The organism is Paracoccus albicereus, from assembly GCF_024359525.1.
GTDB classification, from domain to species: Bacteria; Pseudomonadota; Alphaproteobacteria; order Rhodobacterales; family Rhodobacteraceae; genus Paracoccus; species Paracoccus albicereus.
Map to the genome: position 1 here is coordinate 988,950 of NZ_JAKZEU010000002.1, position 25,317 is coordinate 1,014,266.

Annotated in this window: 21 protein-coding genes and 1 tRNA gene; 2 read left to right on the plus strand and 20 right to left on the minus strand. The window is 64.0% G+C overall.

Features of this window, described 5'->3' with window-relative positions; genetic code table 11:
• The first annotated feature begins 38 nt into the window (after positions 1-38).
• Positions 39-977, plus strand: a complete 939-nt coding sequence (locus MLD63_RS08305) for a nucleoside hydrolase (RefSeq protein ID WP_255329389.1) — start codon at positions 39-41, stop codon at positions 975-977.
• Here MLD63_RS08305 and MLD63_RS08310 read toward each other — a convergent pair.
• From MLD63_RS08310 to purM, 9 genes are all read right to left on the minus strand, one after another.
• Positions 974-1,717, minus strand: a complete 744-nt coding sequence (locus MLD63_RS08310) for an OmpH/Skp family outer membrane protein (protein WP_255329390.1) — start codon at positions 1,715-1,717, stop codon at positions 974-976. The two genes, MLD63_RS08305 and MLD63_RS08310, sit on opposite strands and share 4 nt — an antisense overlap.
• Complete coding sequence (gene bamA / locus MLD63_RS08315) at positions 1,717-4,017, minus strand: outer membrane protein assembly factor BamA (protein ID WP_255329391.1); 2,301 nt, start codon at positions 4,015-4,017, stop codon at positions 1,717-1,719. Before bamA ends, MLD63_RS08310 begins: the two co-directional genes overlap by 1 nt.
• 111 nt (positions 4,018-4,128) lie before the next feature.
• Positions 4,129-5,460, minus strand: coding sequence for an RIP metalloprotease RseP (gene rseP, locus MLD63_RS08320; protein ID WP_255329392.1), 1,332 nt, complete (start codon positions 5,458-5,460; stop codon positions 4,129-4,131).
• The gene (gene dxr, locus MLD63_RS08325) at positions 5,457-6,614 is read right to left on the minus strand and encodes a 1-deoxy-D-xylulose-5-phosphate reductoisomerase (protein WP_255329393.1); all 1,158 of its coding nucleotides are present in this window, start codon (positions 6,612-6,614) and stop codon (positions 5,457-5,459) included. The genes rseP and dxr overlap by 4 nt, the downstream gene beginning before the upstream one ends.
• Before the next feature lie 3 nt (positions 6,615-6,617).
• Positions 6,618-7,448, minus strand: coding sequence for a phosphatidate cytidylyltransferase (locus tag MLD63_RS08330; protein WP_255329394.1), 831 nt, complete (start codon positions 7,446-7,448; stop codon positions 6,618-6,620).
• A complete protein-coding gene (gene uppS / locus MLD63_RS08335) occupies positions 7,445-8,182 on the minus strand; it encodes a polyprenyl diphosphate synthase (RefSeq protein WP_255329395.1) in 738 nt (245 codons plus the stop codon). Before uppS ends, MLD63_RS08330 begins: the two co-directional genes overlap by 4 nt.
• Before the next feature lie 4 nt (positions 8,183-8,186).
• Positions 8,187-8,750 carry a ribosome recycling factor gene (gene frr / locus MLD63_RS08340; protein ID WP_255329396.1) on the minus strand — a complete coding sequence of 188 codons (564 nt, stop codon included), beginning with the start codon at positions 8,748-8,750 and terminating at the stop codon, positions 8,187-8,189.
• Positions 8,751-8,841: 91 nt separating this feature from the next.
• Complete coding sequence (gene purN / locus MLD63_RS08345) at positions 8,842-9,435, minus strand: phosphoribosylglycinamide formyltransferase (protein ID WP_255329397.1); 594 nt, start codon at positions 9,433-9,435, stop codon at positions 8,842-8,844.
• On the minus strand, positions 9,432-10,469 hold the full coding sequence (gene purM, locus MLD63_RS08350) for a phosphoribosylformylglycinamidine cyclo-ligase (RefSeq protein ID WP_255329398.1): 1,038 nt from the start codon (positions 10,467-10,469) through the stop codon (positions 9,432-9,434). Before purM ends, purN begins: the two co-directional genes overlap by 4 nt.
• A gap of 87 nt (positions 10,470-10,556) precedes the next feature.
• On the opposite strand from purM, the gene MLD63_RS08355 reads away from it, so the two are divergent.
• Positions 10,557-10,630: transfer RNA gene (locus tag MLD63_RS08355), tRNA-Ile, on the plus strand.
• Between the two features lie 29 nt (positions 10,631-10,659).
• On the opposite strand, the gene MLD63_RS08360 is transcribed toward MLD63_RS08355, so the two are convergent.
• The 11 genes from MLD63_RS08360 to MLD63_RS08410 form a co-directional block, all read right to left on the minus strand.
• Positions 10,660-11,820 carry an SAM-dependent methyltransferase gene (locus MLD63_RS08360; protein ID WP_255329399.1) on the minus strand — a complete coding sequence of 387 codons (1,161 nt, stop codon included), beginning with the start codon at positions 11,818-11,820 and terminating at the stop codon, positions 10,660-10,662.
• Positions 11,821-11,922: 102 nt separating this feature from the next.
• Positions 11,923-13,386: a xylulokinase gene (gene xylB / locus MLD63_RS08365; protein WP_255329400.1), complete on the minus strand. Its 1,464-nt coding sequence runs from the start codon at positions 13,384-13,386 to the stop codon at positions 11,923-11,925.
• 6 nt (positions 13,387-13,392) lie between these two features.
• Positions 13,393-14,886, minus strand: a complete 1,494-nt coding sequence (locus MLD63_RS08370; RefSeq protein WP_255329401.1) for a mannitol dehydrogenase family protein — start codon at positions 14,884-14,886, stop codon at positions 13,393-13,395.
• A gap of 55 nt (positions 14,887-14,941) precedes the next feature.
• On the minus strand, positions 14,942-15,946 hold the full coding sequence (locus MLD63_RS08375) for an ABC transporter ATP-binding protein (protein WP_255329402.1): 1,005 nt from the start codon (positions 15,944-15,946) through the stop codon (positions 14,942-14,944).
• A 12-nt stretch (positions 15,947-15,958) separates the two neighbouring features.
• Positions 15,959-16,783, minus strand: a complete 825-nt coding sequence (locus tag MLD63_RS08380) for a carbohydrate ABC transporter permease (protein WP_255329403.1) — start codon at positions 16,781-16,783, stop codon at positions 15,959-15,961.
• Between the two features lie 13 nt (positions 16,784-16,796).
• A complete protein-coding gene (locus tag MLD63_RS08385; RefSeq protein WP_255329404.1) occupies positions 16,797-17,666 on the minus strand; it encodes a carbohydrate ABC transporter permease in 870 nt (289 codons plus the stop codon).
• Between the two features lie 106 nt (positions 17,667-17,772).
• Positions 17,773-19,092, minus strand: coding sequence for an ABC transporter substrate-binding protein (locus MLD63_RS08390; protein ID WP_439957633.1), 1,320 nt, complete (start codon positions 19,090-19,092; stop codon positions 17,773-17,775).
• Between the two features lie 100 nt (positions 19,093-19,192).
• A complete protein-coding gene (locus tag MLD63_RS08395; RefSeq protein ID WP_255329405.1) occupies positions 19,193-20,230 on the minus strand; it encodes a LacI family DNA-binding transcriptional regulator in 1,038 nt (345 codons plus the stop codon).
• Positions 20,231-20,377: 147 nt separating this feature from the next.
• Positions 20,378-21,292, minus strand: coding sequence for an aminotransferase class IV (locus MLD63_RS08400; RefSeq protein ID WP_255329406.1), 915 nt, complete (start codon positions 21,290-21,292; stop codon positions 20,378-20,380).
• Positions 21,293-21,501: 209 nt separating this feature from the next.
• The gene (locus MLD63_RS08405) at positions 21,502-23,040 is read right to left on the minus strand and encodes an argininosuccinate lyase (RefSeq protein ID WP_255329407.1); all 1,539 of its coding nucleotides are present in this window, start codon (positions 23,038-23,040) and stop codon (positions 21,502-21,504) included.
• A 75-nt stretch (positions 23,041-23,115) separates the two neighbouring features.
• The gene (locus MLD63_RS08410; protein WP_255329408.1) at positions 23,116-25,305 is read right to left on the minus strand and encodes a TRAP transporter permease; all 2,190 of its coding nucleotides are present in this window, start codon (positions 25,303-25,305) and stop codon (positions 23,116-23,118) included.
• Positions 25,306-25,317 lie beyond the last annotated feature (12 nt).

The following is a 25,317-nucleotide window of genomic DNA, read 5'->3' on the forward strand; positions in this document are numbered from 1 at the left end:
CATGTCGGGTCAGGGTCCGGCTTCGTGACGGAGGCTTCATGGCACAGAAGATCATCATCGACACCGATCCAGGACAGGACGACGCCGTGGCGATCCTGCTGGCGCTGGCGAGCCCGGAACTCGACGTTCTGGGTCTGACAGCCGTTGCCGGCAACGTGCCCCTGTCGCTGACAGAGGCGAATGCACGCCGCATCTGCGAGCTGGCCGGGCGCAGCGACCTGCCTGTCCATGCCGGCTGCGACAGGCCGATGGCCGGCGATCTGGTGACAGCCGAACATGTCCACGGTCAGACCGGTCTGGACGGTATCGCGCTTCCGGACCCGACCATGCCGCTTGCTGACGGTCACGCCGTCGATTTCATCATCGACACGCTGCGCCGCGAGGAACCTGGCTCGGTCACGCTGGTGCCGATCGGTCCGCTGACCAATATCGCGACCGCATTCGAGCGCGCACCCGACATCGTGTCGCGCGTCGCCCGCGTTGTCCTTATGGGCGGCGCCTATTTCGAGGTCGGCAACATCACGCCCGCGGCAGAATTCAACATCTACGTCGATCCCGAAGCCGCCGCGATCGTCTTCGCCTCGGGCGTGCCGCTGACGGTCGCCTCGCTCGACGTGACGCACCGTGCGCTGACGTCGCGCGAATGGGTCGAGGCCATGCGATCGCTGCCGAACAGATGCGGCCCCGCGGTCGCGGGCTGGACGGATTTCTTCGAGCGGTACGACCGCGAGAAATACGGCAGCCTCGGTGCCCCCTTGCACGATCCCTGCGCGATCGCCTGGCTGATCCGACCGGAATTGTTCGAGGGGCGCGAGATCAATGTGGAGATCGAGACCGAAGGCCGTTTCACCCGCGGCATGACCGTCGCCGATTGGTGGCGAGTGACAGGCCGCGATGCCAATGCGCTGTTCCTGCGCGAAGTGGATCGCGACGCGCTTTTTGCGCTGCTCTCCGACCGGATCGCGACGCTGCCCTAGTTTTCCGGCTGGGGCTCGGTCGTGGCGGCCTCGGAAGGCAGGTTCAGCGGAGAGTTTTCCGCACCATCACCCAGTTCAGCGTCGATCCGGGCGATCAATTCTTCGGTGATGTCGATCTGGTCGACAGACACGAAGACAGTTCGGCGGTCCAGGACGGCGACCGCACCACGTTCCTGCATCAGCGTCCCCATCAGGGGCAGCGCGGCTTGATAGAAGGCGTTGCGATCCGCCTCGGCCCTCGCGTTCAGATCGGCGACAGCCTGCGCCCGCTCGCGGCGGATGGTGGTGGCACGGCTGTCGAACGCTTCCGCCCGCTGGCGGAAGACCGCCGGGTCCAGATCGGGGCGTTCAGCGGTGAGCGCCGCTTCTTCGTCCGACAATTGCCGCGCAAGGCGATCGTTTTCGGCCTGCAGGGTGCTGCCTTGTGCCTCCAGTTCCGTCTGCACGCGCTTGCCCCAGATCGAAGCGCCGAAAAGCGCATCCGCATCGACACTGAGAATGGGTGAAACCATGTCGCCGTCATCCGCAGCCCCCTCGATCGTCTGGGAGGGCAGGCCAGCGGCGGGATCAGCGGGGGCCTGCCCCTCGGGCACGTCGTCCAGCGGCGGGTCCGGCAAGGTCGGATCTGGCAGCAGACTGTCCGCCGGGCTTGGCGCGCTTTCCTGCGCGGAAGCTGCCCCGACCGAAACCAGCGTGACGATCGCCAGTGCGGCGAGCGGCGCCTTGACCGCCGCGCGCATCAGAACTGGGTCGAAATCGTCAGATCGAACGCCTGTTCTTCGTCATAATCCTCTTTCTTGAGGGGTTTGGCGAAGTTGAAGCGCAGTGGTCCGATCGGTGTCGTCCAGAAGACCGAGACGCCGACGGCCGCGCGGATGTTCATGCTGTCGTCGACCTCGACGCCGTTGGTGCCGACCGTGTCGCCGAGGCTCCAGATCGAGCCGGCATCGGCGAAGACGCCGCCGGTGATCCCGTATTCCTCTGGCAGTCCCAGCGGGAACTGTGCTTCCGCGCGGACCGCCCAGAAGTATTCACCGCCGAGTGCGTCCTGGTTCTCGGCTTCCAGATCGCGGGGGCCGATCCCATTGGGTTCGAAGCCACGGATCTTGGAGCCGTTACGGTAGCGGTCGATCACCCGCGAGGATTCGTCGCCGTAGGTATACAGCGCACCGGCCTCAACCTCCGCGCGCATCACGACCTCTTCACGCCAAGCGCGGCTCTCGACGCCGGCAAGCAGCGTGGAATTGACGTTCTCGACGTCGCCGCCAATCCCGGCAACATCCTGCGAGAAGCGGAAGCGATAAGCCGTCAGCGGATCAAGTCGCGTGATGCGGCTGTCATAGGTATAGCTGTAGCCCAAGGACGAGGTGACGAGCCCGCCTTCTTCGCGCTGAAGGATTTCGGAGCTGTCCTCGGTGACGTTCAGGATCGTGTCCTTGCTTGCGCGGTAGCGCAGCTCGAGCCGGCCGTTTTCCGACACGGGAAACTCGATCCCGCTCGAGAAACCGACGCGCCGCGTGTCGTAGCGGGCGAAATCGTTGTCGGTCGTGATGTAGAAGGTCGAGAAATTGAACCGCAGGTCGCGGCCCAGGAAATAGGGCTCGCTGAACCGAAGTTCAGCCGACTGGCTTCCGCTGACAGTCGAGAAGCCCAGCGACACTTCCTGGCCCCGACCAAGGAAGTTCCGTTCTGACAGCGAGGCGTTGAAACCGACCCCGTCACTTTGTCCGTAGGACGCCCCGAAGCTGAGCGAACCGGTGGGCTGTTCCTCGACGTTGACGTCGACGATCACCTGTTGATCGCTGGTGCCCTGACGGGTCTCGACCTGCGCGTCGCTGAAATAACCCAGCGCGCGGATGCGTTCGGCCGAGTTGCGGATTTCGCGCGGATTGAAAGGGTCGCCCTCGACCGTGCGGAACTGGCGTCGGATCACGCGGTCGAGCGTCGTGGTGTTGCCCTCGATGTCGATGCGTTCGACGAAGATACGCGGGCCGCGTGTCAGCACGAAGGTCAGATCGAGCGTGCGGTTGTCGAGGTTACGCGTGATCTGCGGCTCGATACTGACGAAATCATAGCCCTGCTGAAGCGCGACCGTCTCCATCCGACGGATGGTGTTGTCGATGACCGAAGGGTTGTAGACCTCGCCCCGCCGAACGCGGTTCTGCGCCTGGAACTGTGCTGCGTCGATGCCGGGGATTTGCGACACCGTGGTGACGTTACCGAACCGGAAGCGCTGCCCTTCCTGGATGTTGAAGGTCACGTAGAACGCATCGCGTTCGCGCGTGATCTCGGGCGCGATGGCCTGGACCCGGAAGTCGGCATAGCCACGCGAGCGATAGAAGTCGGTCAGCAGCTGCTGGTCCAGTGGGATGCGATCAGGCTGAAACGTGTCCGAGCGGATGAAGCGGCGCAGGATCCCAGCCTGCTTGGTCTCCAGCACTTGACGCAGGCGGCGATCCGAAAACGCGCGGTTGCCCGTGAAGCCGATGCGCTCGATCTCTGTCAGGTCGCCTTCGCGGATCTCGAAGACCAGATCGACGCGGTTGCCGTCGCGGCGAATGATGCGCGGATCGACCCGCGCGGCCAGCCGCCCTTCGGATGCGTAAAGCCGCGCGATCGCGTTGGCGTCGGCCAGCGCCTGGCTTGGTTGATAGACCCGCCGAGACTGCGACTGAACCACCGAAGCAAGACGTTCATTATTCAGGCGGCGATTGCCCTCGAAGTTGATGATGTTGACCGTCGGATATTCCTGAACCCGGATCACCAGCGTCGATCCTTGCGGGATAACCTCGACCGTTTCGAACAGGCCCGAACCCAACAGACGTTGCGTGGCGTCGTTCAGCTCGCCCGCCGAAACCTCCTGCCCGCGCGCGACGTCGGCATAGGACAGGATCGTCTCGGGCTCGATCCGCTGCGCGCCTTCGATCTGAACATTGCTGAACTGATAGGCCGAGGCGGGGGTCGCGACCATTCCCGCCGGCGTCGCCAGCGCCAGTATCAGGGCAAGCGCCGTGGCCTGCTTACCGTGTTTCCGTGTCATGTCCGCCCCTTCCGTTCCGACTGGTCCAGCCTCGGATGGCCGCTTCGGCGGCCTGTTTTTCCGAAAACCTGTATCCTTAACGGAGCGGCACTGTCAAAACGGAACGCAGCCTCAGGGACACAAAATATCGTTCGTGAGACCGAAAATCATCAACATGAGGACCGCTGCAAGGCCGATCGAGGTCAGCAGATTTAGTGCGCGGTCCGACGGCGGACGTCCGGTGACGGCTTCGAAGGCGTAGAACATCAGGTGGCCCCCGTCGAGCACGGGGATCGGCAGCAGGTTCAGGAAGCCGATCGCGGCGGACAGGACCGCGATCCACCACAGGAAATCGGCGCCCCCCGCACTGGCCGCATGGCCGGTGCTTTCGGCGATGCTGATCGCGCCACCCAGGTTGCAGGTTCCGATCTGCCCCGAAATCATCGCCCACATCCCAGACAGGGAACCGGTGATGATCGACCAGGTCTGCGTCACGCCCAGCCACAGCGCCTCGAACGGGCCGGCCTGACGCGTTTCCGGCGTCATGTAGCTTTGCCCACCGGTGACCCCGATCATCCAGCGCTGTTCATAGCCACCATCGGCGACGGGAAAATCCTGCTGACGCGGGACCAGGGTGAAGGCCATCGTGCCGCTGCCGGGCCGCCACACGTCCAGCGACAGCGGCTCACCTGCCGCGGCTTCGACACGGTCGCGCAGTTCGGAAAACCGCGTCAGCGGCGTGCCGTCCACCGCCACGATGACATCGCCCGCGCGCAGCCCGGCATCGGCAGCGGCAGAGCGCGGCGCGACACCGCTGACCCGGGCCGGCATCGGATCCGGGCCGGTGACGGTGATCTCCGATCCGTCGCGCAGCACGCGCCAATCGTGACCCGCGGCCGGCGGCAGATCCTCGACCAGTGCGTAATAGGATGACCAGTCCTCGACCGGACGGCCGTCGACGGCCAGCACCGTATCGCCGGGCTGCAATTCGTTGACCACGCCCGGGGGCGCGTCGGTGATGCCGCCGATACGAACGGTTTCCGTGGGAAGTCCCTGAACCAGCGCGAAACCGCCAAAGATCAGGATCGAGAGGATGAAGTTGAAGAACGGCCCGGCCAAAAGGGTCGAGAACCGCGCCCAAAGCGGCGCGCCGCCGAGCGTCTGTCGCGCCCGGGCCGGATCGACGGGACGACCAGTCCCGGCGCTGGCCGCATTGGCGTCGCCCAGAAAGCGGACATATCCGCCCAAGGGAAGCGCCGCGATCTGCCAGACCGTCCCGCGACGGTCACGCCGCGCAAACAACCGCGGTCCGAAGCCGACCGAAAACACCTCGGCGTAAATTCCAGACCACCGGCCCACCAGATAATGGCCCAATTCATGGATCGTGACGATCACGGAAAGCGCGATGATGAAGGCCGCAATCGTCCAAAGCGTGCCGCCGAACTGGGGAAGAAGCTCACTCATCGGGCGGCCTTTCGTCTTGCGGCCCGGTCCCAGGCCAGAACGGTCTCAAGATCGGGGGGCGGTGTCGTGAAGCCCGCCTCGCCCGACAAGGCATCAAGCGTATCAGCCACGCAGGCAGCCATATCTGTAAATCCGACACGCCCCGCGATGAAATCGTCAAGCGCCTGCTCCTTGGCGGCGTTGAAGACGGCGCCCGCCGCGCCACCAGCGGCCATCACGCCGCGCGCGAGACGAAGGGCGGGCCAACGTTCTTCATCAGGTTCGCGGAAGTTCAGCGTTCCGATCCGCGCAAGGTCCAAGACCGGCAACGGCAGGGCCTGCCGGTCTGGCCAGTTCAGCGCGTAACCGATGGCGTGGCGCATGTCGGGCGGCCCCAGATGCGCGATCGTGCCGCCGTCGAGATGGGTGACCATCGCGTGAACGATGGATTCGGGATGCACCAGCACACGGATGCGGTGCGAGTCGAGATCGAAGAACACATGCGCCTCGATCACCTCCATCGCCTTGTTGAACATCGAGGCGGAATCGATCGTGATCCGCTGCCCCATCGCCCAGTTCGGATGGGTCGAGGCCTGAGCGACCGTCGCACGGGCAAGCTGCTCCAGCGGCCAGTCCCGGAAAGCGCCGCCCGATGCGGTGATCGTCACATGCTCGACGGTATCGAGCTTGTCCTGTCCAAGCGCCTGAAAGATGGCTGAATGTTCCGAGTCGACCGGGATGATCTTCGCACCCGAGCGGGCGGCGGCCTGCTTGACCAGCTCGCCTGCGCAAACCAGCGATTCCTTGTTGGCAAGCGCAAGCGTGCCGCCCCGTTCAAGTGCCGCGAGACCCGGTGCCAGTCCCGCCGCGCCCACGATCGCCGACAATGTCCAATCGGCAGGCCGCTCCGCCGCCTCTGCCAATGCCGTGGCACCTGCCGCAGCCTCGACCCCCGAACCCACCAGCGCCGCACGCAGGTCATCCAGACGCTCGTCATAGGCGGTGACCGCAACCTCGGCCTTCAGCGTCCGCGCCATTTCCGCCAGACGCGCAATATTGGCACCGCCGCTCAGCGCGACGGTTCGGAACACGTCGGCGCCCCCTGCGCGCTGAAGCAGGTCAAAGCAGCTTTCACCGACCGAGCCGGTCGCACCGAACAGGGAAATCCGTCGCACTGTCTAGAACACCTTGGGCAGCGCGGTGATAAACCCGATGGCCATTACGGCCAGGGTCGCCCCGGACACGGCATCGAAGCGATCCATGAAGCCTCCGTGGCCGGGGATCAGGTTCGAGCTGTCCTTGACGCCCACGCGACGCTTCAACCAGCTTTCGGCGATGTCACCCAATTGCCCGGCCAGCGCGACCAGCGGGGACAGCCAGACCAGTGTAGGGTCGCCATGTCCCGTCAGCCACAGCGCCGCGCCCACCATCGACGCGCCGATCCAGCCTGCGACCGTGCCGGACCACGTCTTTTTGGGACTGAGCCGGGGCCAGAACTTCGGTCCGCCGATCAGCTTGCCAGCGAAATAGCCAAGAATATCAGAGACAATGACGATGCCCATCAGCCAAAGGATGAAGGGCAGACCCAAGGCTTCGCGAAAGCCCGTCAGACCAAAACCGACCAGCAGGATCGCGATGCCGAAGATGGCGAACACCGCACGGTTGCCGCGCGCGGCACCCGGCAGACCCGAAAGGATCGGGATCAGCAACGCCACGACCGAGAACGGATTGGGCCACATCAGCGCAAGAAAGACGCAGAACCCACCCAGGCCAGCCAGCGTTGCAGGGCGCCAGCGTCCGAATACGTCGCCGTGAAGCTCCGGGCGTCGCCAGCCGGTCAGACGGGCGAGCTCCCAGAAGGTCAACGCGATGATCGCCGACATGCCGATACGCAGCGAAACTCCGACCGACAACGCGAGCATGACGCCGATCGCCAGCAGCACCGCTGCCGAGGCGACGCGGCGCGACAGGTCGGCCCAGCGCCCCGTGCTGGCGCTTGCAGCGCTCATGCGCCGCCGAAACGCCGCTCGCGCAGACCGAAGCGATCCAGAATCGACGCCAGATGTTCGGGGGTGAAGTCCGGCCACAGAACCTGCGAAAACTCATATTCCGCATAAGCCGCCTGCCAAGGCAGGAAATTGGAGGTCCGCGTCTCGCCCGAGGTGCGGATCACGAGGTCCGGGTCGGGCTGGCCGGCGGTATCAAGGCAGGCGGACAGATCCGCCTCGGTCGGTTCGACGACGTGACCTGCAGCGATCCTGTCCGCCAGACGCCGCGACGCACGGAGCAATTCGTCGCGACCACCGTAATTGATCGCGACCGTCAGGTTCAGACGCGTGTTTCCGGCAGTACGCGCCTCGATCCCAGTCATCAGATCCTGCAGCTTGCGATCAAGCCGCTCGCGTCCGCCGATGAAGCGCAGCCGAACCCCTTCGGCCGCAAGGCCATCGGCCTCGCGCTCGATATAGCGGCGGAAAATCTTCATCAGGCCGAGCACTTCCTCGGTCGAGCGCTTCCAGTTCTCGGTCGAGAAGGCATAAACCGTCAGCCAGTTCACGCCCATGTCGGGACAGGCCCTAACCAGTTGCTTGACGCGCTCGGCCCCTCGGCGATGGCCGACTAGCCGTGGCCAGCCACGGTTCATGGCCCAACGGCCGTTGCCATCCATGATGATCGCGACATGGCGCGGCTTGCCATCCGCGCCGCCGTCGCCTTGAAGCGCCCGGGCCGTTTCCGCCGCCATGATCCTAGACCTGCATGATTTCGGCCTGCTTGGCCTCGAGCGACTTGTCGATCTCACCGATCATGCGATCCGTCAGGTTCTGGACCTCGGTCTCCCAGAATTTCTGATCGTCCTCAGGCATGCCGTTGCCCTTGGCCTTCTTGACCTGATCCATCCCATCGCGACGGACGTTGCGAATGGCGACGCGGGCGTTTTCAGCATACTGCGCGGCGACCTTGGACAGATCGCGGCGGCGTTCCTCGTTCAGTTCGGGGATCGGCAGCATGATGATCGTGCCGTTCAGCTGCGGGTTGATTCCCAGCCCGGATTCGCGGATCGCCTTCTCGGCCTTGCCGACCAGGGCCTTGTCCCAGATGTTGATCGTGACCATGCGTGGTTCCGGCACGTTGACCGTTCCGATCTGGTTGATCGGCGTCGGGCTGCCATAGGCATCGACCATCACCGGCTCGACCATGCTGGCCGAAGCGCGGCCGGTCCGCAGGCTGCCGAATTCGTGGCGCAGCGATTCCATCGCGCCCTTCATCCGACGCTCGAGATCGTCGATGTCTATGTCGAGGTCTTCGGCCATGTATTCCCGCCTCTGAATTTCGTTTTCACTGCTTCTAACCGCAAAGCCCCGCGCTGGCAAAGGGGATGATCGCGCGCCCGCAAGCGGTCGCTCAAGCGTCGGACAAATCCTGCCGTGCCAGATCGCCTTGCGCGAAGCGGCGCAGAACGGCCGGATATAGGCGATGCTCGACCGCCAGAACGCGCTTGGCGAGCGTCTCGGGATCATCGCCCGGATGGATGGGCACACGCGCCTGGCCCAGGATCGGTCCGGCATCCAGTTCCGGTGTCACCAGATGAACAGTTGCGCCGCCGAACCCGTCACCCGCGGCGATGGCGCGGGCATGGGTGTTCAGCCCCGGGTAGAGCGGTAGCAGCGAAGGATGGATGTTGAGGATCCGTCCCGCATATCGGTCGATGAAGTCGGGCGTGAGAATTCGCATGAACCCGGCGAGGCAGATAATGTCGGGCTGCGCCGCGTCCAGCGCCTTCAGCAACGCCCTCTCGAAGCTTTCGCGGTCGCGATGCGCGCGGTGGTCGATCGCGACCGTCTCGACCCCCATGGACGTGGCCTTGGCCAGTCCACCGGCCGTCGGATCGTTCGAGGCCACCAGGACCGGGCGGGCCGGATGATCGCCTGTCATGCTTTCGAGCAGCCGGACCATGTTCGATCCGCCGCCCGAGATCAGGATCGCGACACGCTTCACGAAAGGTGGCCGGTGTAGCGGACCCCCTGCCCCGCCGTGACCGTGCCGATTTGATGCACGGTTTCACCCTCTGCCGTCAGCAGATCGGCCAAAGCCTCGGCGCGATCGGGGTCAACGGCAAGGATCATGCCGATGCCGCTGTTGAAGGTCTTCAGCATCTCTGCCTGATCCGTGCCACCGATTTCGGCCAGCCAGCGGAAGACCGGTGGCAGCGACCAGGCACCAAGATCGATATCGGCACCAAGGTCGTCGGGCAGCACGCGTGGCAGGTTTTCGGTGATCCCGCCCCCGGTGATATGCGCAGCGGCGTGAACACCACCCGCGCGGATCGCCGCCAACAAAGGACGAACATAGAGGCGCGTCGGTGCCAGCAAGGCCTCGCCGACGGAGACGTCCGCGAAGGGCGCGGGATCGGACCAGCCGAGGCCTGCGACATCGACAAGCCGCCGGACCAGCGAGTAGCCGTTGGAATGCACGCCGTTCGAGGCAAGACCCAGCAGCACATCGCCCTCTGCGACACCCGCAGGCAGCGCCGTGCCGCGTTCCATCGCACCGACGGCAAAACCAGCCAAATCGAAGTCGCCCTTGGCATACATCCCCGGCATTTCCGCCGTCTCACCGCCGATCAGGGCGCAGCCGGACTGTGCGCATCCTTCCGCGATGCCTTCGATGACGCGCGCGCCCTCATCAACCGAAAGTTTGCCGGTCGCAAAATAGTCGAGGAAGAACAGCGGCTCCGCGCCCTGGCAGACCAGATCGTTCACGCACATCGCGACAAGGTCGATGCCGATCGTGTCGAGGTTGCCGCTGTCGATCGCGATGCGCAGCTTGGTTCCGACACCATCGGTCGCGGCGACCAGAACCGGGTCGGTGAACCCCGCCGCCCGCGGGTCGAACAGCGCGCCGAAACCACCGAGGCCATCCATCACGCCGGTCCGCTTCGTGCGTGCAGCCGCGGGCTTGATCCGCTCGACGAGGGCATTGCCCGCGTCGATATCCACACCTGCGTCGCGATAGCTGATGCCCTTGGCCATGATCGTCCCCTGTCCTGCGCGCGCGACCCGCTTAGTCGAGTTTCGCTTGACCCGCAAACGGGCATTTGCGACAGCATCGCCCGCGGCGGGCCTGTAGCTCAATTGGTCAGAGCAGGGCGCTCATAACGCCTTGGTTGGGGGTTCAAGTCCCTCCGGGCCTACCGCGATGTCGGTCGATCCCGCCGCGATCTCATGCACGCGCAAGCCGATACTGCGCGACATCGGTGCGACCGACCGTGAAGGAAGCCTCGCAGGCGGCAAGGTAAAAGCGCCAGACCCGGATGAACCCCTCGTCAAAGCCCATGGCGCGGATTTCGGGCAGGCGTGCATCGAAACGCGCCAGCCATTCGCGCAGCGTCCGCGCGTAGTCCTGACCAAAGGCATGGACGTCCTCGACGCGCAGACCGGCGCGCTGTGCCTCGTCCTCGAACCTTTGCGGCGACGGCAGCATCCCGCCCGGGAAGATGAAGCTGCGGATCATGTCCGCGCTTTTGCGGTAGCGCGCGAAATAGCGGTCGGCGACGCTGATCGTCTGGACCATCGCGCGGCCGGTGTCGGTCAGCGCCTCGCGCAGCTTGCCGAAATAGACCGGCCAGTAGCGTTCGCCCACCGCCTCGAACATCTCGATCGACACGATGTGGTCGAAGCGGCCAGGCTCGTCGCGGTAATCCTGCAACGCGATCTCGGCCTCGCCCCCCGCCAGCCGTCTGCGCGCGTAGTCAGCCTGACGCTGCGAGAGGGTCAGACCCTTGAGGTTAAAGTCCCCACGCTGCCCGGCCCTTTCCGCAAAGCCGCCCCAGCCGCAGCCGATTTCCAGGATCCGGCCTGACAGCCCGGACAGGTTGTCGATGATCCGGTCGTACTTACGACGCTGGGCCCCCGCGAGATCGTCACCCTGTGCGTAAAGCGCGGAGGAATAGGTCATCGTTTCATCCAGCCAAAGCGCGTAGAATTCGTTGCCCAGATCATAATGCGCCGAGATGTTCCGACGTGATCCGGCGCGCGTGTTGCGGTTGAAAAGATAAAGCGCCCTGACCGCCAGCACCTGAAGGCGGCTGCCGTAGATATAGCGGTCGAGCTCATCTTCGTTCACCAGCGCGAATTCCAGAAGGCGGGCAAGGTCAGGCGTGTCGCACCAACCGTCGCGATAGGCTTCGGTCATTCCGACATCGGCGCGGGCCGCAATGGCAGGAATTGTGCGCAGATCGTGGATTTGGAACTCGGCGACCGGGCCCGGCTCCGAACCCTCGAAGACGTGGGATGCACCGTCGGGAAGTGTCAGGGTCAGGCGTCCGCGACGGACACCTTCCAATGCGCGCAGGAAATCTTCGGTCAGGCGACGATCGAACATGCGGTCCTCCGACGCCAACTTAGACGCGGCTCGGGCGATCGGCGCAAGTGGCGGGTCATTCGACCGGTTGCGATGCCTGTTTCCTGGGCATCCCGACCCGCGTCAGGCGTAACCGCTACCGATGTCGCGGATCGCCGGATAGGTTGCACGGTATCGCGCGTAGGTTTCGTCGAATGCGCCTCTCAGCGCTTTGTCGGGCTCGATCAACTGGCCCGCTTCGGGCGGGACGATGACGTCATCCGGTGCCTCGCCGGTGACAGCCAGCCGTGCCAGTCGCGCAGCGCCTAGGGCTGCACCGAATTCTCCCGAGGCCGGAACCGCCAGAGGCGTATCCAGAACTGTTGCAAGCAGTCGCAACCAGTACAGGGACTGCGCCCCTCCCCCGATCGCGAAGAGCCACTCGGCCCGTGCGCCGGTTCCCGCCAATGCCTCGGCACAGTCACGCAATGCGAAGGACACACCTTCAAGAACCGCGCGGGTCATGTCCTCGCGGCCCGTCGCCGCCCCCAGGCCCGTGAAGACGCCGCGTGCGGCAGCATCGTTATGCGGTGTCCGCTCACCCGACAGATAGGGCACGAACAGTTCCGGTCCCGGTGCCCGCAGCGTCTCGCCCAGAGCTGAAGCCAGCTCTGCAGGCCGCGCCCCGGTCACGCGAGACAGCCAGTTCAGACTGTCTGTCGCGGACAGGATCACCCCCATCTGGTACCAGCGGTCTGGCACCGCATGGCAGAAAGTATGGACCGCGCTGGCGGCATCGGGGCGGTATTCGTCGCGCGCCATCAGCAAAACGCCCGAGGTCCCGAGAGAGACGAATCCCTGTCCGTCGCGCAGCGCGCCGATCCCGCAGGCAGCGGCCGCGTTGTCGCCTGCCCCGCCCGCGACGATCACATGCTCGCCGACGCCCCAGCGGCGCGCCAACTCGGACCGCAGGACACCTGCCTGCTGACTGCCCTCGACAAGACGTGGCATCTGGTCGCGTCTCATTCCACCTGCGTCCAGCAGCCTGTCGGACCAGTCGCGCGCGCCCACGTCGAGCCACGACGTACCGGCACTGTCGGACATGTCCGCAACCGCCTCGCCCGTCAGGTGAAAGTTCATGTAACCCGATGGCAGCAACACCATCGAGACGCTCGCGAAAATGTCCGGTTCGTGCTCGGCAACCCATGCCAGCTTCGGCGCGGTGAAGCCGGGGAAAACCATGTTGCCCGACAGGTCGCGGACATGCGGCGTCGCATCCAGCCGTGCCGCCTGAACCGCGCTGCGGGTGTCGTTCCACAGGATGCAGGGCCTCAGGACTGACCCCGCCTCGTCAAGCAGGGTCGCGCCGTGCATGTGACCGGCGACACCGATTCCGGTCAGGTCGGCGAAGGCAGGATATCGGGCGGACAATTCGGCGACGGCATCGTCAAGGGCATCGACCCATTGCCTGGGATCCTGCTCGGACCAACCCGGATGCGGTCGTTGAACGGTGAAGCTTCGCTCGACCGAGCCGAGCGGCGTCCCGTCATCCGAAACCAGTAGCGCACGCAGCCCGGACGTGCCGAGATCGATCCCGAGCGTCGTCATCGCGGATCAGTCCTTCAGATAGGCTTCAAGCGCGGCTTCAGTCCCCTTGGCCCAGATCAGTTGGAGCCAGATCCCGAAGGGTTCGGCGAATTCGCGGTTGCCTGCCAATTCGCCATAGATCTGCTGCTGCTCCAGCCAGATCTGCGGATTGTCGCGTGCGGCCTCTGCGACACCATGGAGATGGGTCCAGAACGGATCGTTCGGTTCGATCAGGCTGTTGTCCTCGCGCACGCCGGCACACATCCGCGCCCAAAGCGCCTCGACAAGTGCAAGCCCCCGCACCGAACCGCCGACCTCAAGCGCGTCACGCAGGATCGGCAGAACAAAGCCCGTATGCCGTGACGATCCGTCGAAGGCGACGCGGCGCGTGGTGTCGCGGATCGCCGGGTTCGAAAAGCGCCGCTCGATCAGCTTGGCGTAGTCCTGGGGCTCCATGTCGGGCACCGCATGGACGTAGGGCACGATTTCTTCGCGCTCGACCTTCTCGAAAAAGCGAGAGATCAGCCTGTGGCCCATGCAGTCGGCGATGGTTGGCACCGACAGCAATTCACCCGCATTGGCCAGAACCTGATGACCGGCGTTGAGGATGCGGATCTTCATCGCCTCATAGTCGTGGACGGCATCGGTGAAGGTCGCGCCAACGCGGTCCCAATCGGGGCGGCCGGCGCAGAAATTGTCCTCGATCACCCATTGGCGAAAATTCTCGTGGGTGACGGGTGCTGCGTCCTCAATTCCCAAGGCGCGCGCCTTTGCGATCTCATCCGGTCCGGTCGCAGGAACGATGCAATCGACCATCGAATTCGGGAAGCTCACCTTCGTGTCGATCCAGTCTGCCAGACCGGAATCCGACAGGCGCGCGAGCGAGACGACGGTTTCGCGCACGATAGCCCCGTTGCCGCGAAGGTTGTCGCAGCTCTGCACGGTGAAGGGTCCGTGCCCGGCCTGCCGCCTTCTCGCCAGAGCCGCGACGATCGCGCCGAAAGCGGTGCGCGGCGTGTCGGGATGATCGGCGTCATGGCGGATGTCAGGGTGGCTGGGGTCGAACTCGCCCGTCGCCGGGTTGAAGAAATATCCACCCTCGGTGACGGTCAGCGACACGATCCGGATCGCCGGTTCGGACATCTGCGCGATCAGGGCCGCGTTGTCGTCCTGAACCGGCAGGAAATCGATCATCGAGCCGCAGATCTCGGCCGAGGTCCCCTCGGGCGACAGCTCGATCAGCGTCGACAGGCAATCCTGCGCCTTGAGACGCTCGCGCATGGCGGCGTCGCCCGCGCGGACACCAGCGCCGACGATCGCCCAGTCATGCGCCTGGCCCTCCTGCATCAGGCGATGCAGATACCAGGCCTGATGTGCGCGGTGAAAGTTACCGACGCCGATATGGACAATACCGGGCGTCAGGGCGCCGCGGTCATAGCGCGGCCGCTCGACGTCTTCCGGCAGTCGATCCAAGGTGGCGTTGCGAAGCGGGACCGCCTCTGCGCTGGTCGTGTCGTCCATGATGGGTCTTCCGATCTTTTGTTCCATGGGCGCCTAGACGGGCGCCGCGTCTGTCTCAGGCGATCCGCAAACCATCCGCGCCAAACCGGTGCATATGCTCAGCGCGCGGCGTCAGCCCGATACGGTCACCATGATCGAAGCTGACCTCGCCCGGCGCGCGAACGGTCAGGGTCTCGGCCAGCCCGGTGTTGTGGACGTGGAAGAAGGTGTCCGAACCCAGATGCTCGGCAACGCCAACGGTGCCCGACCAGAGCCCGCCTTCCCTGGTGACGTCGATATGTTCGGGACGGATGCCGATCGTGTGTGCGTCGTGTTTGGCGGCCTCAGGCCCCTCGATCAGGTTCATCTTCGGGCTGCCGATGAAGCCTGCGACAAACAGGTTTCTCGGTTCACGGTACAACACCAGCGGGCTGCCGACCTGCTCGATATGACCGGCGCGCAGCACCACGATCTTGTCGGCCATCGTCATCGCCTCGACCTGGTCGTGGGTGACGTAGATCATCGTGGTGTTGAGACGCTTGTGCAGTTCGCTGATCTCTAGCCGCATCCCCACGCGCAAGGCCGCGTCAAGGTTCGAAAGCGGTTCGTCGAACAGGAACGCGGCAGGCTCGCGCACGATGGCGCGGCCGATGGCGACGCGCTGACGCTGTCCCCCCGAAAGCTGTCCCGGACGGCGATCGAGATAGTCCGTCAGGTTCAGCGCCTTGGCCGCGGCCTCGATCCGGCGGTCCTGCTCGGCCTGCGGAACCTTCGCCATCCGCATCGGAAAGGCGATGTTCTTGCGGACCGACATGTGCGGATAAAGCGCGTAGGACTGGAACACCATCGCAAGCCCGCGCTGCGCTGGCCCCGCGTCGGTGGCGTCCTTGCCGTCGATCGCGATACGCCCGTCGCTGACATCTTCCAGTCCTGCGATCAGGCGCAGCAGCGTCGATTTGCCGCAGCCCGACGGACCGACGAAGACGACGAACTCGCCATCCTCGATGTCCAGGTCCAGCGGCGGGATGACCTCGACCTCGCCGAAGCGCTTGGCCACGCCATTGAGAGTGATGCGTCCCATGGTCTTTCCTCCCTACTTCACGGCGCCGAAGGTCAAGCCGCGGACGAGTTGTTTCTGGCTGAACCAGCCGAGGATCAGGATCGGCGCGATGGCCATCGTGGAAGCTGCCGACAGCTTGGCCCAGAACAGCCCCTGCGGGCTGGAGAAGCTGGCGATGAAGGCCGAAAGCGGCGCGGCATTGGTTGTCGTGAGCTGGATGGTCCAGAACGCCTCGTTCCAGGCAAGGATGATGTTCAGAAGCAGGGTCGAGGCGATGCCGGGGATCGCCATCGGCGTCAGCACATAAAGGATCTCGTCACGAAGACTGGCACCATCCATCCGCGCGGCTTCCAGGATTTCGCCCGGAATTTCGCGGAAATAGGTGTAAAGCATCCAGACGACGATCGGCAGGTTCATCAGCATCAGGATGATCACGAGGCCAATCCGCGTGTCCATCAGCCCGGTCTTGAGGAAGATCAGATAGATCGGCACCAACACCGCCACGGCAGGCATCATCTTGGTGGATAGCATCCACATCAGGATGTCCTTAGTCCGCTTCGTGGGTGAAAACGCCATCGCCCAAGCCGCAGGGATCGCAACGATCAGGGCCAGAACGGTCGAGCCGACCGAGATCACGACCGAGTTGGTGAAGGGCCGCCAATAATTGTTCTGACTCTGCACCGTCTCATAGCTTGACAGGCTGAAGGACGGGATCAGGTTAAAACCGGAAATCGCCTCCTGTTCGGTCTTCAGGCTGGTAATGATCGTGTAGAGGATCGGGAAGAAGATCAGCAGCGCCACGAACCATGCCGCGATGGTCCAGCCGATCTTTGTGTTGCGGGATACTGCGCGTGCCATGTGTCGTTCACCCTCAGTCCAGGTTCTTGCCGACGGCGCGCATCAGGAAGATGGCGACGATGTTGGCCAGCACGACCGCGATGATGCCTCCGGCGGCGGCGCCACCGATGTCGAAGTTCAGCCGCGCCGCGCGGTAGATCAGGAAGGTCAGGTTGGTCGAGGCATAGCCCGGACCGCCGTTGGTGGTCACTAGGATCTCGGCGTAGATCCCCAGCAGGAAGATCGTCTGGATCAGGATCACCACGGTGATCGCGCGCGCCATGTGCGGCAGCGTCAGGTAGATGAAGCGGCTGACCGGACCGGCACCGTCCATCTCGGCCGCCTCCATCTGCTCGCCGTCCAGCGATTGCAGCGCAGTCAGCAGGATCAGCGTTGCGAAGGGCAACCATTGCCAGGCAACGATCATGATGATCGAGAAAAGCGGAAATTGCGCGAACCAGTCAACCGGCTGCATGCCGAAGAACTTGGCGATGTCGGCGAACACCCCGTAGCTGGGATGCATGATCATGTTCTTCCAGATCAGCGCCGCGACGGGCGGCATGACGAAGAAGGGGCTGATCACCAGGATCCGGACGATGCCCTGTCCGAAGATCGGCTTGTCGATCAGGATCGCGATCCCGATGCCGCCGCAGACGGTGATCGCCAGCACGCCAAGCACAAGAACCAGCGTGTTCCAGATCGATTCCCAGAATGCGGGGTCTGTGTAGAAATACTGATAGTTGAACCACCCGGCCCAGCTGGTCATGCCGGGATTGAGCAGATTGTAGTTAAGGAACGAGTAGTACAGCGTCATTCCCAGCGGGATGATCATCCAGATCAGCAGAAGAATGATCGCAGGTGCGCGCATCAGCCGCGCAAGGCCGGCAGTCTGGCGTGTCGCCATCGTCTCGCTCCTCCTCCGGCGAGCCGCGCGGCGGCCCGTCCCTCCCGAAATCGTCGGTCGCGCGCCGCCCGGATGCAAGCCCCGGGCGGCGCCGATTGCTGTCGGCTTATTTGATGTAGCCCGCGCGGGTCATTTCGCGCGTGACGTTCGACTGCGCCGCAGCCAGGGCATCCTCTGCCGAGGATTGACCGGCAAGCGCCGCCGAGAACTGCTGGCCCACGGCCGTTCCGATACCCTGGAATTCCGGGATCGCGACGAACTGACCACCGGTATAGGGGATATCCTGAACCGAGGACTTCTGGGTGTTCGCAGCCTGCATCGAGGTCAGCGTCATTTCGGCGAAGGGTGCCTCGGCCTGATAATCCGCATTCTCGTAAAGCGAGGTGCGGGTCCCCGGAGGCGCAGCGCGCCAGCCGTCCTTCTCGGCGACCAGTTCGGTGTAACCCTTGGAGGTCGCCCAGGCGATGAAGTCCTTCGCGGCATCCTGCTTCTGCGACGAAGCGGGGATCGCAAGGCTCCATGCCCACAGCCAGTTACCGTGGTTGTCGACACCTTCCTTGTTCGGGAACTGCGCGAAGCCGACCTGATCGGCCACAGTCGAGTTCTCGGGATCGGTCACGAAGCTCGCCGCGACGGTGGCGTCGATCCACATGCCGCACTTACCCTGCTGGAACAGCGACAGGTTTTCGTTGAAGCCGTTCGACGACGCGCCCGGAGGACCGTAATTCGTCATCAGGTCAAGGTAATCGGTGAGCGCGGCTTTCCACTCTTCGCTTTCGAACTGCGGGTTCCAGTCCATGTCGAACCAGCGCGCGCCATAGCTGTTGGCCATCGCAGTCAGGAACGCCATGTTTTCGCCCCAGCCCGGCTTGCCGCGAAGGCAGATGCCGTAGACTTCGTTGTCCTTGTCGGTCATCGCCTCGGCCGCGGCCTTGATGTCCGTCCAGGTCGGGCTGTCGGGAATGGTCACGCCAGCCGCCTCGGCCAGATCGGTGCGGTACATCACCATCGCCGATTCACCGTAGAAGGGTGCTGCGTAAAGCGTGCCGTCAACCGACAGCGCGTCGCGGACAGCGGGCAGAAGATCGTCGACGTCATAATCGTCGCCCATGTCTTCCAGCGGAACCAGCCATTGCTGCTTGGCCCAGATCGGAACTTCGTAGGTGCCGATCGTCAGCACGTCATACTGACCGCCCTGGGTCGCGATGTCCGTGGTGACCCGCTCGCGAAGGATGTTTTCCTCCAACGTGACCCATTCCAGAGCGATGTCGGGATGCGCTTCGGTGAACGCGTCGGTCATGCTCTGCATGCGGATCATGTCGCCATTGTTGACGGTGGCGATGGTGATCGTGGTTTCTTGGGCTTGAGCCGCCGCGGCACAGATCGTCAGTGCCGTCGTGGCGCAGATCATGCGCTTGAGAGACATCCGATTCCTCCCTGAACTTGGATGTGACGAGGCCGACCATAAGCCTCGCACCGACGCTGCGTCAATCGAATTTCTTTACGCGCGTAAATTTCTGACTCGGTCAAGCAGACTTGCGCAGGACCAGCGTTCCGTCGAAATGCCGCGTCTCCCGGACCGGTGGCCGCTCGCCGGACTCGATGATTGACAGCAAGCGCTCGAGACTGCACCCGGCAATCGAGTCGTAGTCTTGCGAAACGGTCGTCAGCGCCGGACAGGTGTAGCCTGCGTAGGGATGATCGTCGTTGCCCGCGACCCGCAATGCGTGCCCCGGTCCACTGCCGACCCGAAGCCCCTGATCGTAGGCCGCGGCGAGAAAGCCGATAGCCAGCCGATCGTTGCTGCAAAGAACCGTATCCGTCGGGAGCGCCCGCGCCGCGATCAGCCGCGAACCTTCATTGAAGCCAATTTCCTCGAACGCCCAACCCTCGCCCTCGACGGTCAGGAACATCGGCTCGTGACCATGCGCTCGCATCGCCCGTTCATACGCGGCGTGGCGTTTGTTGGCGTTCGGGTTCGGCGCGTGACGCATCTCGAAAAAGGCTGGCGGCTCGCCTGTGCGGCACAGATGCGCAACAACGGCGCCCACCGTCTGGGCGTTGTTCGACCCGTAATAGGCGTCGCCGACGCCCTCGATGTCGCAGTCGAACAGCACCGTCGGAATGTCACGGCAAAACGCCTCGACATCGCTGCGACGCGACCTGCGACCCAGCGGGCCCAACAGAACCCCCGCGGGGCGAATTCCGCGAAGGCTGTCTAGATTCTGGATCTCGCGGTCCGCATCGCCATGCGAGCTGAGCAGGATCGGGTTGAATCCTGCCTGCGCGCACAGCGGCTCTAGATTGCGGGCGACCTCGGCAAAGAACGGGTCGGCAAGGTAGGGAACCACGATGCCGATATTGCGCGTCAACTGACGGTTCTGGTTGATCGCGTAGACATTGGGCGTGTAGTCGAACCGCTCCAACGCCGCCTCTACACGTTCGCGCGTCGAGGCGCGCACGCTGCTCGGATCGTTGAAGAATTTCGACAGGGTCGGGCGGGAAATCCCGCTGAGTGCGGCGAATTCCTCCATCGTTCTGACCTTCGCCGGTCGCGTGATCATCTTGGTCCCGTCCCTCGCTTCGCCCGGGCTGCTCACCGGCGACCTCCCGCAAAACTTGACGCGCGTCAACAAAGTGACGGTTCAAAGCCGTGCTTGTCAAGAAGGCTGACGACTTCCGCTTTGAACAAGCACCTGCTTCAGACGTTGTCAGCCGTCGACATAGGCTTGATAAAGTTCGGTGATCCGCGCGGTCATCGGGCCGGGTCTGCCCTGCCCCACGGCGCGGCCGTCAATCATCGCGACCGGCGTGATCCCGCCCAGGGTGCCAGTGACGAAAGCCTCATCGGCAGAATAGACCTGCGCCAGCGTGAACGGCGCTTCACGGACGGTATAGCCCGCGTCGGCCCAAAGCTTGATCGCCTTGCGTCGTGTGATGCCGTTGAAACACGTCGCCCCGTCCGAGGTCCACAATTCATCCCCACGGAAAATGAAGAAGTTGGTCGAATTGCAGGACGCGACGAAGCCGCGGTCGTCCAGCATCAAGGCCTCGTCCGCGCCCATGTTGATCGCCTGGATCAGCGCCTGGATGAAGTTCAGCCGGCTGTGAGAATTCAGGCGCAGGTCGAACACATCCGGTGTCGAACAGCGGATGGTCGAGGTCATCAGCTTCAAGCCGGTGCGTTTCAGGTCGGGGTTGGGCTGCTTCCATTCGGCCACGATCACGATCGTCGCGCCGCCCGTGATGAAGCGCGGGTCCTGGTTCGGCGTCGATTTGACGCCGCGCGAGATCATCAGCCGGATATGGACGCCATCTTCCATGTCGTTGTGGCGAAGGCATTTCCAGATTTCATCGATCAGACCTGCCTTGTCGTAACCGATATCCAGCTGGATCGCATTCGCCCCTTCGTAGAGGCGGTCGATATGATCGTCGATGGCGAGAAGACGACCCTTGACCAGCCGCACTCCTTCCCAGACGCCGTCGCCGAGAACGAAGCCCGCATCGAAGATGGATACCTTCGCCGCTTCGCGCGGGAAGAAATCGCCGTTGACGTAAATCTCTACCCCCTCGTTGCGAGGATCCTTGACGTAGCTCTGGGAGGAGGCGTTGCTCAGCGGTGTCATGGGCGGACCTTGCGTTGAAACTGTCGCAGCGCTGTGGCGATTGCGTTCGCGAACGCTGCAGTCAGGTCCGTTTCATGCCGTCCGGCGCGAAGTTGCAAGTCCTGTCCCGCATGCCGCATTGCGTCAGGCAACTTTGTCAGCGCCGATAGGAGCCCTGCAGAAGGTGAGTGGTCCGAAAAGGCGCCCGCATCGGGGCGCCTTTTCCGATGTCATTTCGACAGCATCGCGTCGAAATCGCTGTCGAGCTGCGTCAGCGCGCTGTCGATGCGACCGCGCCGTTCGGCGATCCAGTCGCTCTGCGCGGCCAGCCGATCCCTGGCTTCGGTCAGCATGCGCTCGACCTCGGCCGGCTGCGGGCCACCGGACGTGGCGCGGTTGGCGACGATCGCTGCCGGGTCCAGCGCCGCGCGGAACTCGGCCTCACTCATCGGCAATTCCTGCGCAAACTCCGTCCCCGCAACGGTTTCAGCGTAGATCTGCTGGGCTTCGGCATAGGGGAAATCCAGCGGACCGATCCCTTGCGCACGCGCATGGCTGACGATCTCGGACGCGACGTGATGCCCTTCGCGGAAGGGAAGCCCGTGATCGCGCATCAGGATGTCGGCGACCTCCTGCGACGCGGTCCAGTCGCTGTTCAGTTCTTCCAGCGCACGATCGGGATTGATCTGCAGCGCCTTTAGAACCCGATCAAGACGTTCGAGCGTGCTGACACCGGCATCCAGCATGGCCGCGTTTTCGTCGGTTCCCTTCGGATCGCTCATTCCCGGCGTGATGTTGTGGGTCTGCCAGACAGGTCCCATCGCCAGCGCGATGGCTTGCGAGGCATCGCTGCGGGTCGAATTCAGAATGCCCGGATTGCGCTTCTGCGGCATCGCAGACGAAACGTAGGTGTTGTCACCACCCTCTTCCAGCAGGATCCACGGACGGCTCTGGGCATATTGCGTAATCACGTCTTCGACGAAATTGCCGGTATGCAGCGCGATCGACGTGATGATCTGGCCGACCTCGACCGGTTCATCCATCGAAGAGATCTGCGAGGCGTCATAGGCGTTGTCCACGACCGATGCAAAGCCAAGGTAGTCCGCCATCCGCTGCCGGTTCAGCGGCCAGCTGGTCCCGTTCAGGACCGTCGTGCCCATCGCCGAGCGATCGATGCGGCCATAAGCCTCGCGGATGCGCTGCGCATCGCGGTCCAGCCCGGCAGCGTGACCCAACAGATAATGCGCGTAGCTGTTGGGCTGGGCAGCAACGCCGTTGGTGTAGTTCGGAACGATCGTGTCCACGTGACGACCGGCCAGATCGACCAGCGTTTGGGTCGTCGCGTTCAATTGGTCGGCCAGGTCCAGCATCCCGTCGCGCAGCATCGCCGCGCGATAGGTCGCATGCATGTCCTGACTGGAACGGCCAGCGTGGATCAGGGTAACTTCGACACCCCCTTCTTCGATCAGGAGTGGCTCGAAGGTGATGACGGTACCGGGGCGATCCGCATCGGGTGCCTCGCCGTTTTCCAGAACCGTGACAAGCGCGTTGCCGATCGACGGCGCCAGTTCCGGATCAAGCAGCCCCTCTTCGCTGTTGATCAGGATGCTGGCCTTGTTGATCTGGCCCAGCCAGAAGAATTCGTCACGCTCTGATGCTTCTTCGGATTGGGCGACGGCCATTCCCGCTTGGCAGAACAGCGCGCCTGCCATGACTAGGCCTGTCGCGCCGCTGCGGAACGCGCGTGAACTCGGGATGTGGTGTGTCATGAACTCTCCTCCTCAAGAGTGGGCGATGGGCTTCGGGCCAACGCCAGTCGCGGCCCGAAGCGTTGCCGCATGGCGTCATGCGACGGTGGTGCGTGGGTTTCGCCGGCCGCGCTGCAAGGCGTAGAGCGCCGCCGCGACGCCCAGACCGATCGCGTCGGTCATCCAGCCGCCGTCCACCATCGCAAGCGCGGCGGCCAGCAGGATCGCCCTCAGCACGATATTGAGCGGTCCGAAGTAATAGCCGATGACCGACGCCGAAAGCAGGAACATGCCCAGCATTGCCGAGATGAACACGTGCACGATGTCCAGCCATTCCCCCTGCATCAACAATTCGTGGGACGAGAAGAACATGAACGGCACGATGAACGCCGCCAGCCCCAGCCGGAAGGCCTCGAACGAGGTCTTCATCGGATCTGACCCGGCCAGACCCGCCCCGGCATAGGCGGCCAGCGCCACGGGCGGCGTGATGGCCGACATGACGGCGTAATAGAAAACAAAGAAATGCGCGACCAACACCGGGATCCCCAGCGAAACCAGTCCCGGTGCGACCACCGCCGCCGCAACCGCGTAAGCAGCCGTGGTCGGCATACCCATGCCAAGCAGGATCGAGATGCACATGGCGAAGAACAGCGCCAGAAGCTGGCTCTGGTCGGCGATGCTGAGCAGTAGCGTCGAGAAGCGCGCGCCGACGCCGGTCAGGGCGATGACGCCAACGATGATGCCGGCCGCAGCGCAGACGGCGACCATCTGGATCGACATCCGTGCGCCCATGTCCATCGCGTGCAGAACCTGCCGAACACCCATCCGGTGCGGCGTCAGCCAACTTACGACCGCCGCCGAGATCATCGCCAGCGTGCCGGCGCGGATGACCGAATATCCCGCGAACAGCGTGTAGATCAGGATGATGATCGGCAGGAACAGATAGACCTGCCGGATCAGCACCGCGAATTTCGGCAGCTCTGCGCGGGGCAGCCCCTTCATGTTCAGCTTCAGCGCCTGAAGATCGACCATGAAATAGACCGAGATGAAGTAGAGCACCGCCGGAATGATCGCGGCGACGACAATCTCGGTGTAGGGGATGCCCGTCACCTCGGCCATGATGAACGCCCCCGCCCCCATGATCGGCGGCAGGATCTGCCCGCCGGACGAGGCGGTGGCCTCGATTGCGGCGGCAGAGCGTGCGGGATAGCCCACGCGCTTCATCAGCGGTATGGTCAGTGAGCCGGTCGAGACGACGTTGCCGGCCGACGTGCCGTTGATCATGCCCATCAGGCCCGATGCGAAAACGGCGACCTTCGCCGGCCCGCCGCGCGCCTGTCCGGCAGCGGCGAAGGCGAAATTCACGAAGTAGTCGCCGACCTTCGACGTTTGCAGAAACGCCGCGAAGACGATGAACAGGATGATGTAGGTCGAGGATACGGCGATCGGCGCGCCGAGGATGCCCTGATCGGTGAAGATATAGGTGAAGAACCGCGCGGGATCGTAGCCGCGATGGTTCAGGAACCCGGGCAGCCAGGGCCCGACGAAGGAATACAGGATGAAGATGCTGACGATGACGACCAGGACAAGGCCGGTCAGTCGGCGCGTCAGTTCCAGGATCAGGATGACGCCCGCCATCGCCGCGTACATGTCGCCCGGCTGCGCCATTGCAGTCCCCGCACGCAGCCGCAGCGGACCCACCACGAACAGGATGTAGCCCAGAACCGCGATCGAGGCGATGGCCAGCAGCCAGTCGCCTTCGTAGACGCGGCCGCGTTCGCGTCCCGAGAAGCGCCAGCCTGCCACGGTGGCCGCGATCGTCCCGATCAGCAACGGAATGCCGAAGCTGCCGAAGACGAAGGATGGCGGGTTCGCAGCCATCGCGGTCCACCGGCCCAGCCAGGCGATCGCGATCATCGCAAAGGCATAGCCGGTCGCGACCAGCGCAACGCCCAGCAGCGCCTTCTCTGCGGCGTTGCGTTCGGTGATGCGGGTCTGTGATGGTCCGTCGCCGTCGGCCTGGCCCAGCGCAGAGTAACCGAGGAAGCCGATGATGAGGCCGCCGGTGATGTGGATCAGGCGATAAGCCCATGTCTCCATCGGAAACAGGTTCATCACCATGATGTGGAAGAGGGTGTAGGCAATGCAGAGGCCGGCAAAGAACAGGCCGAGCCGGCCGTTCAGATCGCGCTGCGTCGGCATCAGGGGTTCATCATCGACGCCCTGCGCGATGACCGGATTGTCGTCGTCCGGACGGACTGCCTGCGAATGCTGGGATTGCGACATGGGATGCTCCGA

Excerpts from the sequence above, each read along its gene's own strand:
- MLD63_RS08305 (WP_255329389.1), top strand. The coding sequence starts at position 39 with ATGGCACAGAAGATCATCATCGACACCGATCCAGGACAGGACGACGCC.
- MLD63_RS08310 (WP_255329390.1), bottom strand. The coding sequence starts at position 1,717 with ATGCGCGCGGCGGTCAAGGCGCCGCTCGCCGCACTGGCGATCGTCACG.
- bamA (WP_255329391.1), bottom strand. The coding sequence starts at position 4,017 with ATGACACGGAAACACGGTAAGCAGGCCACGGCGCTTGCCCTGATACTG.
- rseP (WP_255329392.1), bottom strand. The coding sequence starts at position 5,460 with ATGAGTGAGCTTCTTCCCCAGTTCGGCGGCACGCTTTGGACGATTGCG.
- MLD63_RS08330 (WP_255329394.1), bottom strand. The coding sequence starts at position 7,448 with ATGAGCGCTGCAAGCGCCAGCACGGGGCGCTGGGCCGACCTGTCGCGC.
- uppS (WP_255329395.1), bottom strand. The coding sequence starts at position 8,182 with ATGGCGGCGGAAACGGCCCGGGCGCTTCAAGGCGACGGCGGCGCGGAT.
- frr (WP_255329396.1), bottom strand. The coding sequence starts at position 8,750 with ATGGCCGAAGACCTCGACATAGACATCGACGATCTCGAGCGTCGGATG.
- purM (WP_255329398.1), bottom strand. The coding sequence starts at position 10,469 with ATGGCCAAGGGCATCAGCTATCGCGACGCAGGTGTGGATATCGACGCG.
- MLD63_RS08360 (WP_255329399.1), bottom strand. The coding sequence starts at position 11,820 with ATGTTCGATCGTCGCCTGACCGAAGATTTCCTGCGCGCATTGGAAGGT.
- xylB (WP_255329400.1), bottom strand. The coding sequence starts at position 13,386 with ATGACGACGCTCGGGATCGATCTCGGCACGTCCGGGCTGCGTGCGCTA.
- MLD63_RS08370 (WP_255329401.1), bottom strand. The coding sequence starts at position 14,886 with ATGGACGACACGACCAGCGCAGAGGCGGTCCCGCTTCGCAACGCCACC.
- MLD63_RS08375 (WP_255329402.1), bottom strand. The coding sequence starts at position 15,946 with ATGGGACGCATCACTCTCAATGGCGTGGCCAAGCGCTTCGGCGAGGTC.
- MLD63_RS08380 (WP_255329403.1), bottom strand. The coding sequence starts at position 16,783 with ATGGCACGCGCAGTATCCCGCAACACAAAGATCGGCTGGACCATCGCG.
- MLD63_RS08385 (WP_255329404.1), bottom strand. The coding sequence starts at position 17,666 with ATGGCGACACGCCAGACTGCCGGCCTTGCGCGGCTGATGCGCGCACCT.
- MLD63_RS08390 (WP_439957633.1), bottom strand. The coding sequence starts at position 19,092 with ATGTCTCTCAAGCGCATGATCTGCGCCACGACGGCACTGACGATCTGT.
- MLD63_RS08395 (WP_255329405.1), bottom strand. The coding sequence starts at position 20,230 with ATGATCACGCGACCGGCGAAGGTCAGAACGATGGAGGAATTCGCCGCA.
- MLD63_RS08400 (WP_255329406.1), bottom strand. The coding sequence starts at position 21,292 with ATGACACCGCTGAGCAACGCCTCCTCCCAGAGCTACGTCAAGGATCCT.
- MLD63_RS08405 (WP_255329407.1), bottom strand. The coding sequence starts at position 23,040 with ATGACACACCACATCCCGAGTTCACGCGCGTTCCGCAGCGGCGCGACA.
- MLD63_RS08410 (WP_255329408.1), bottom strand. The coding sequence starts at position 25,305 with ATGTCGCAATCCCAGCATTCGCAGGCAGTCCGTCCGGACGACGACAAT.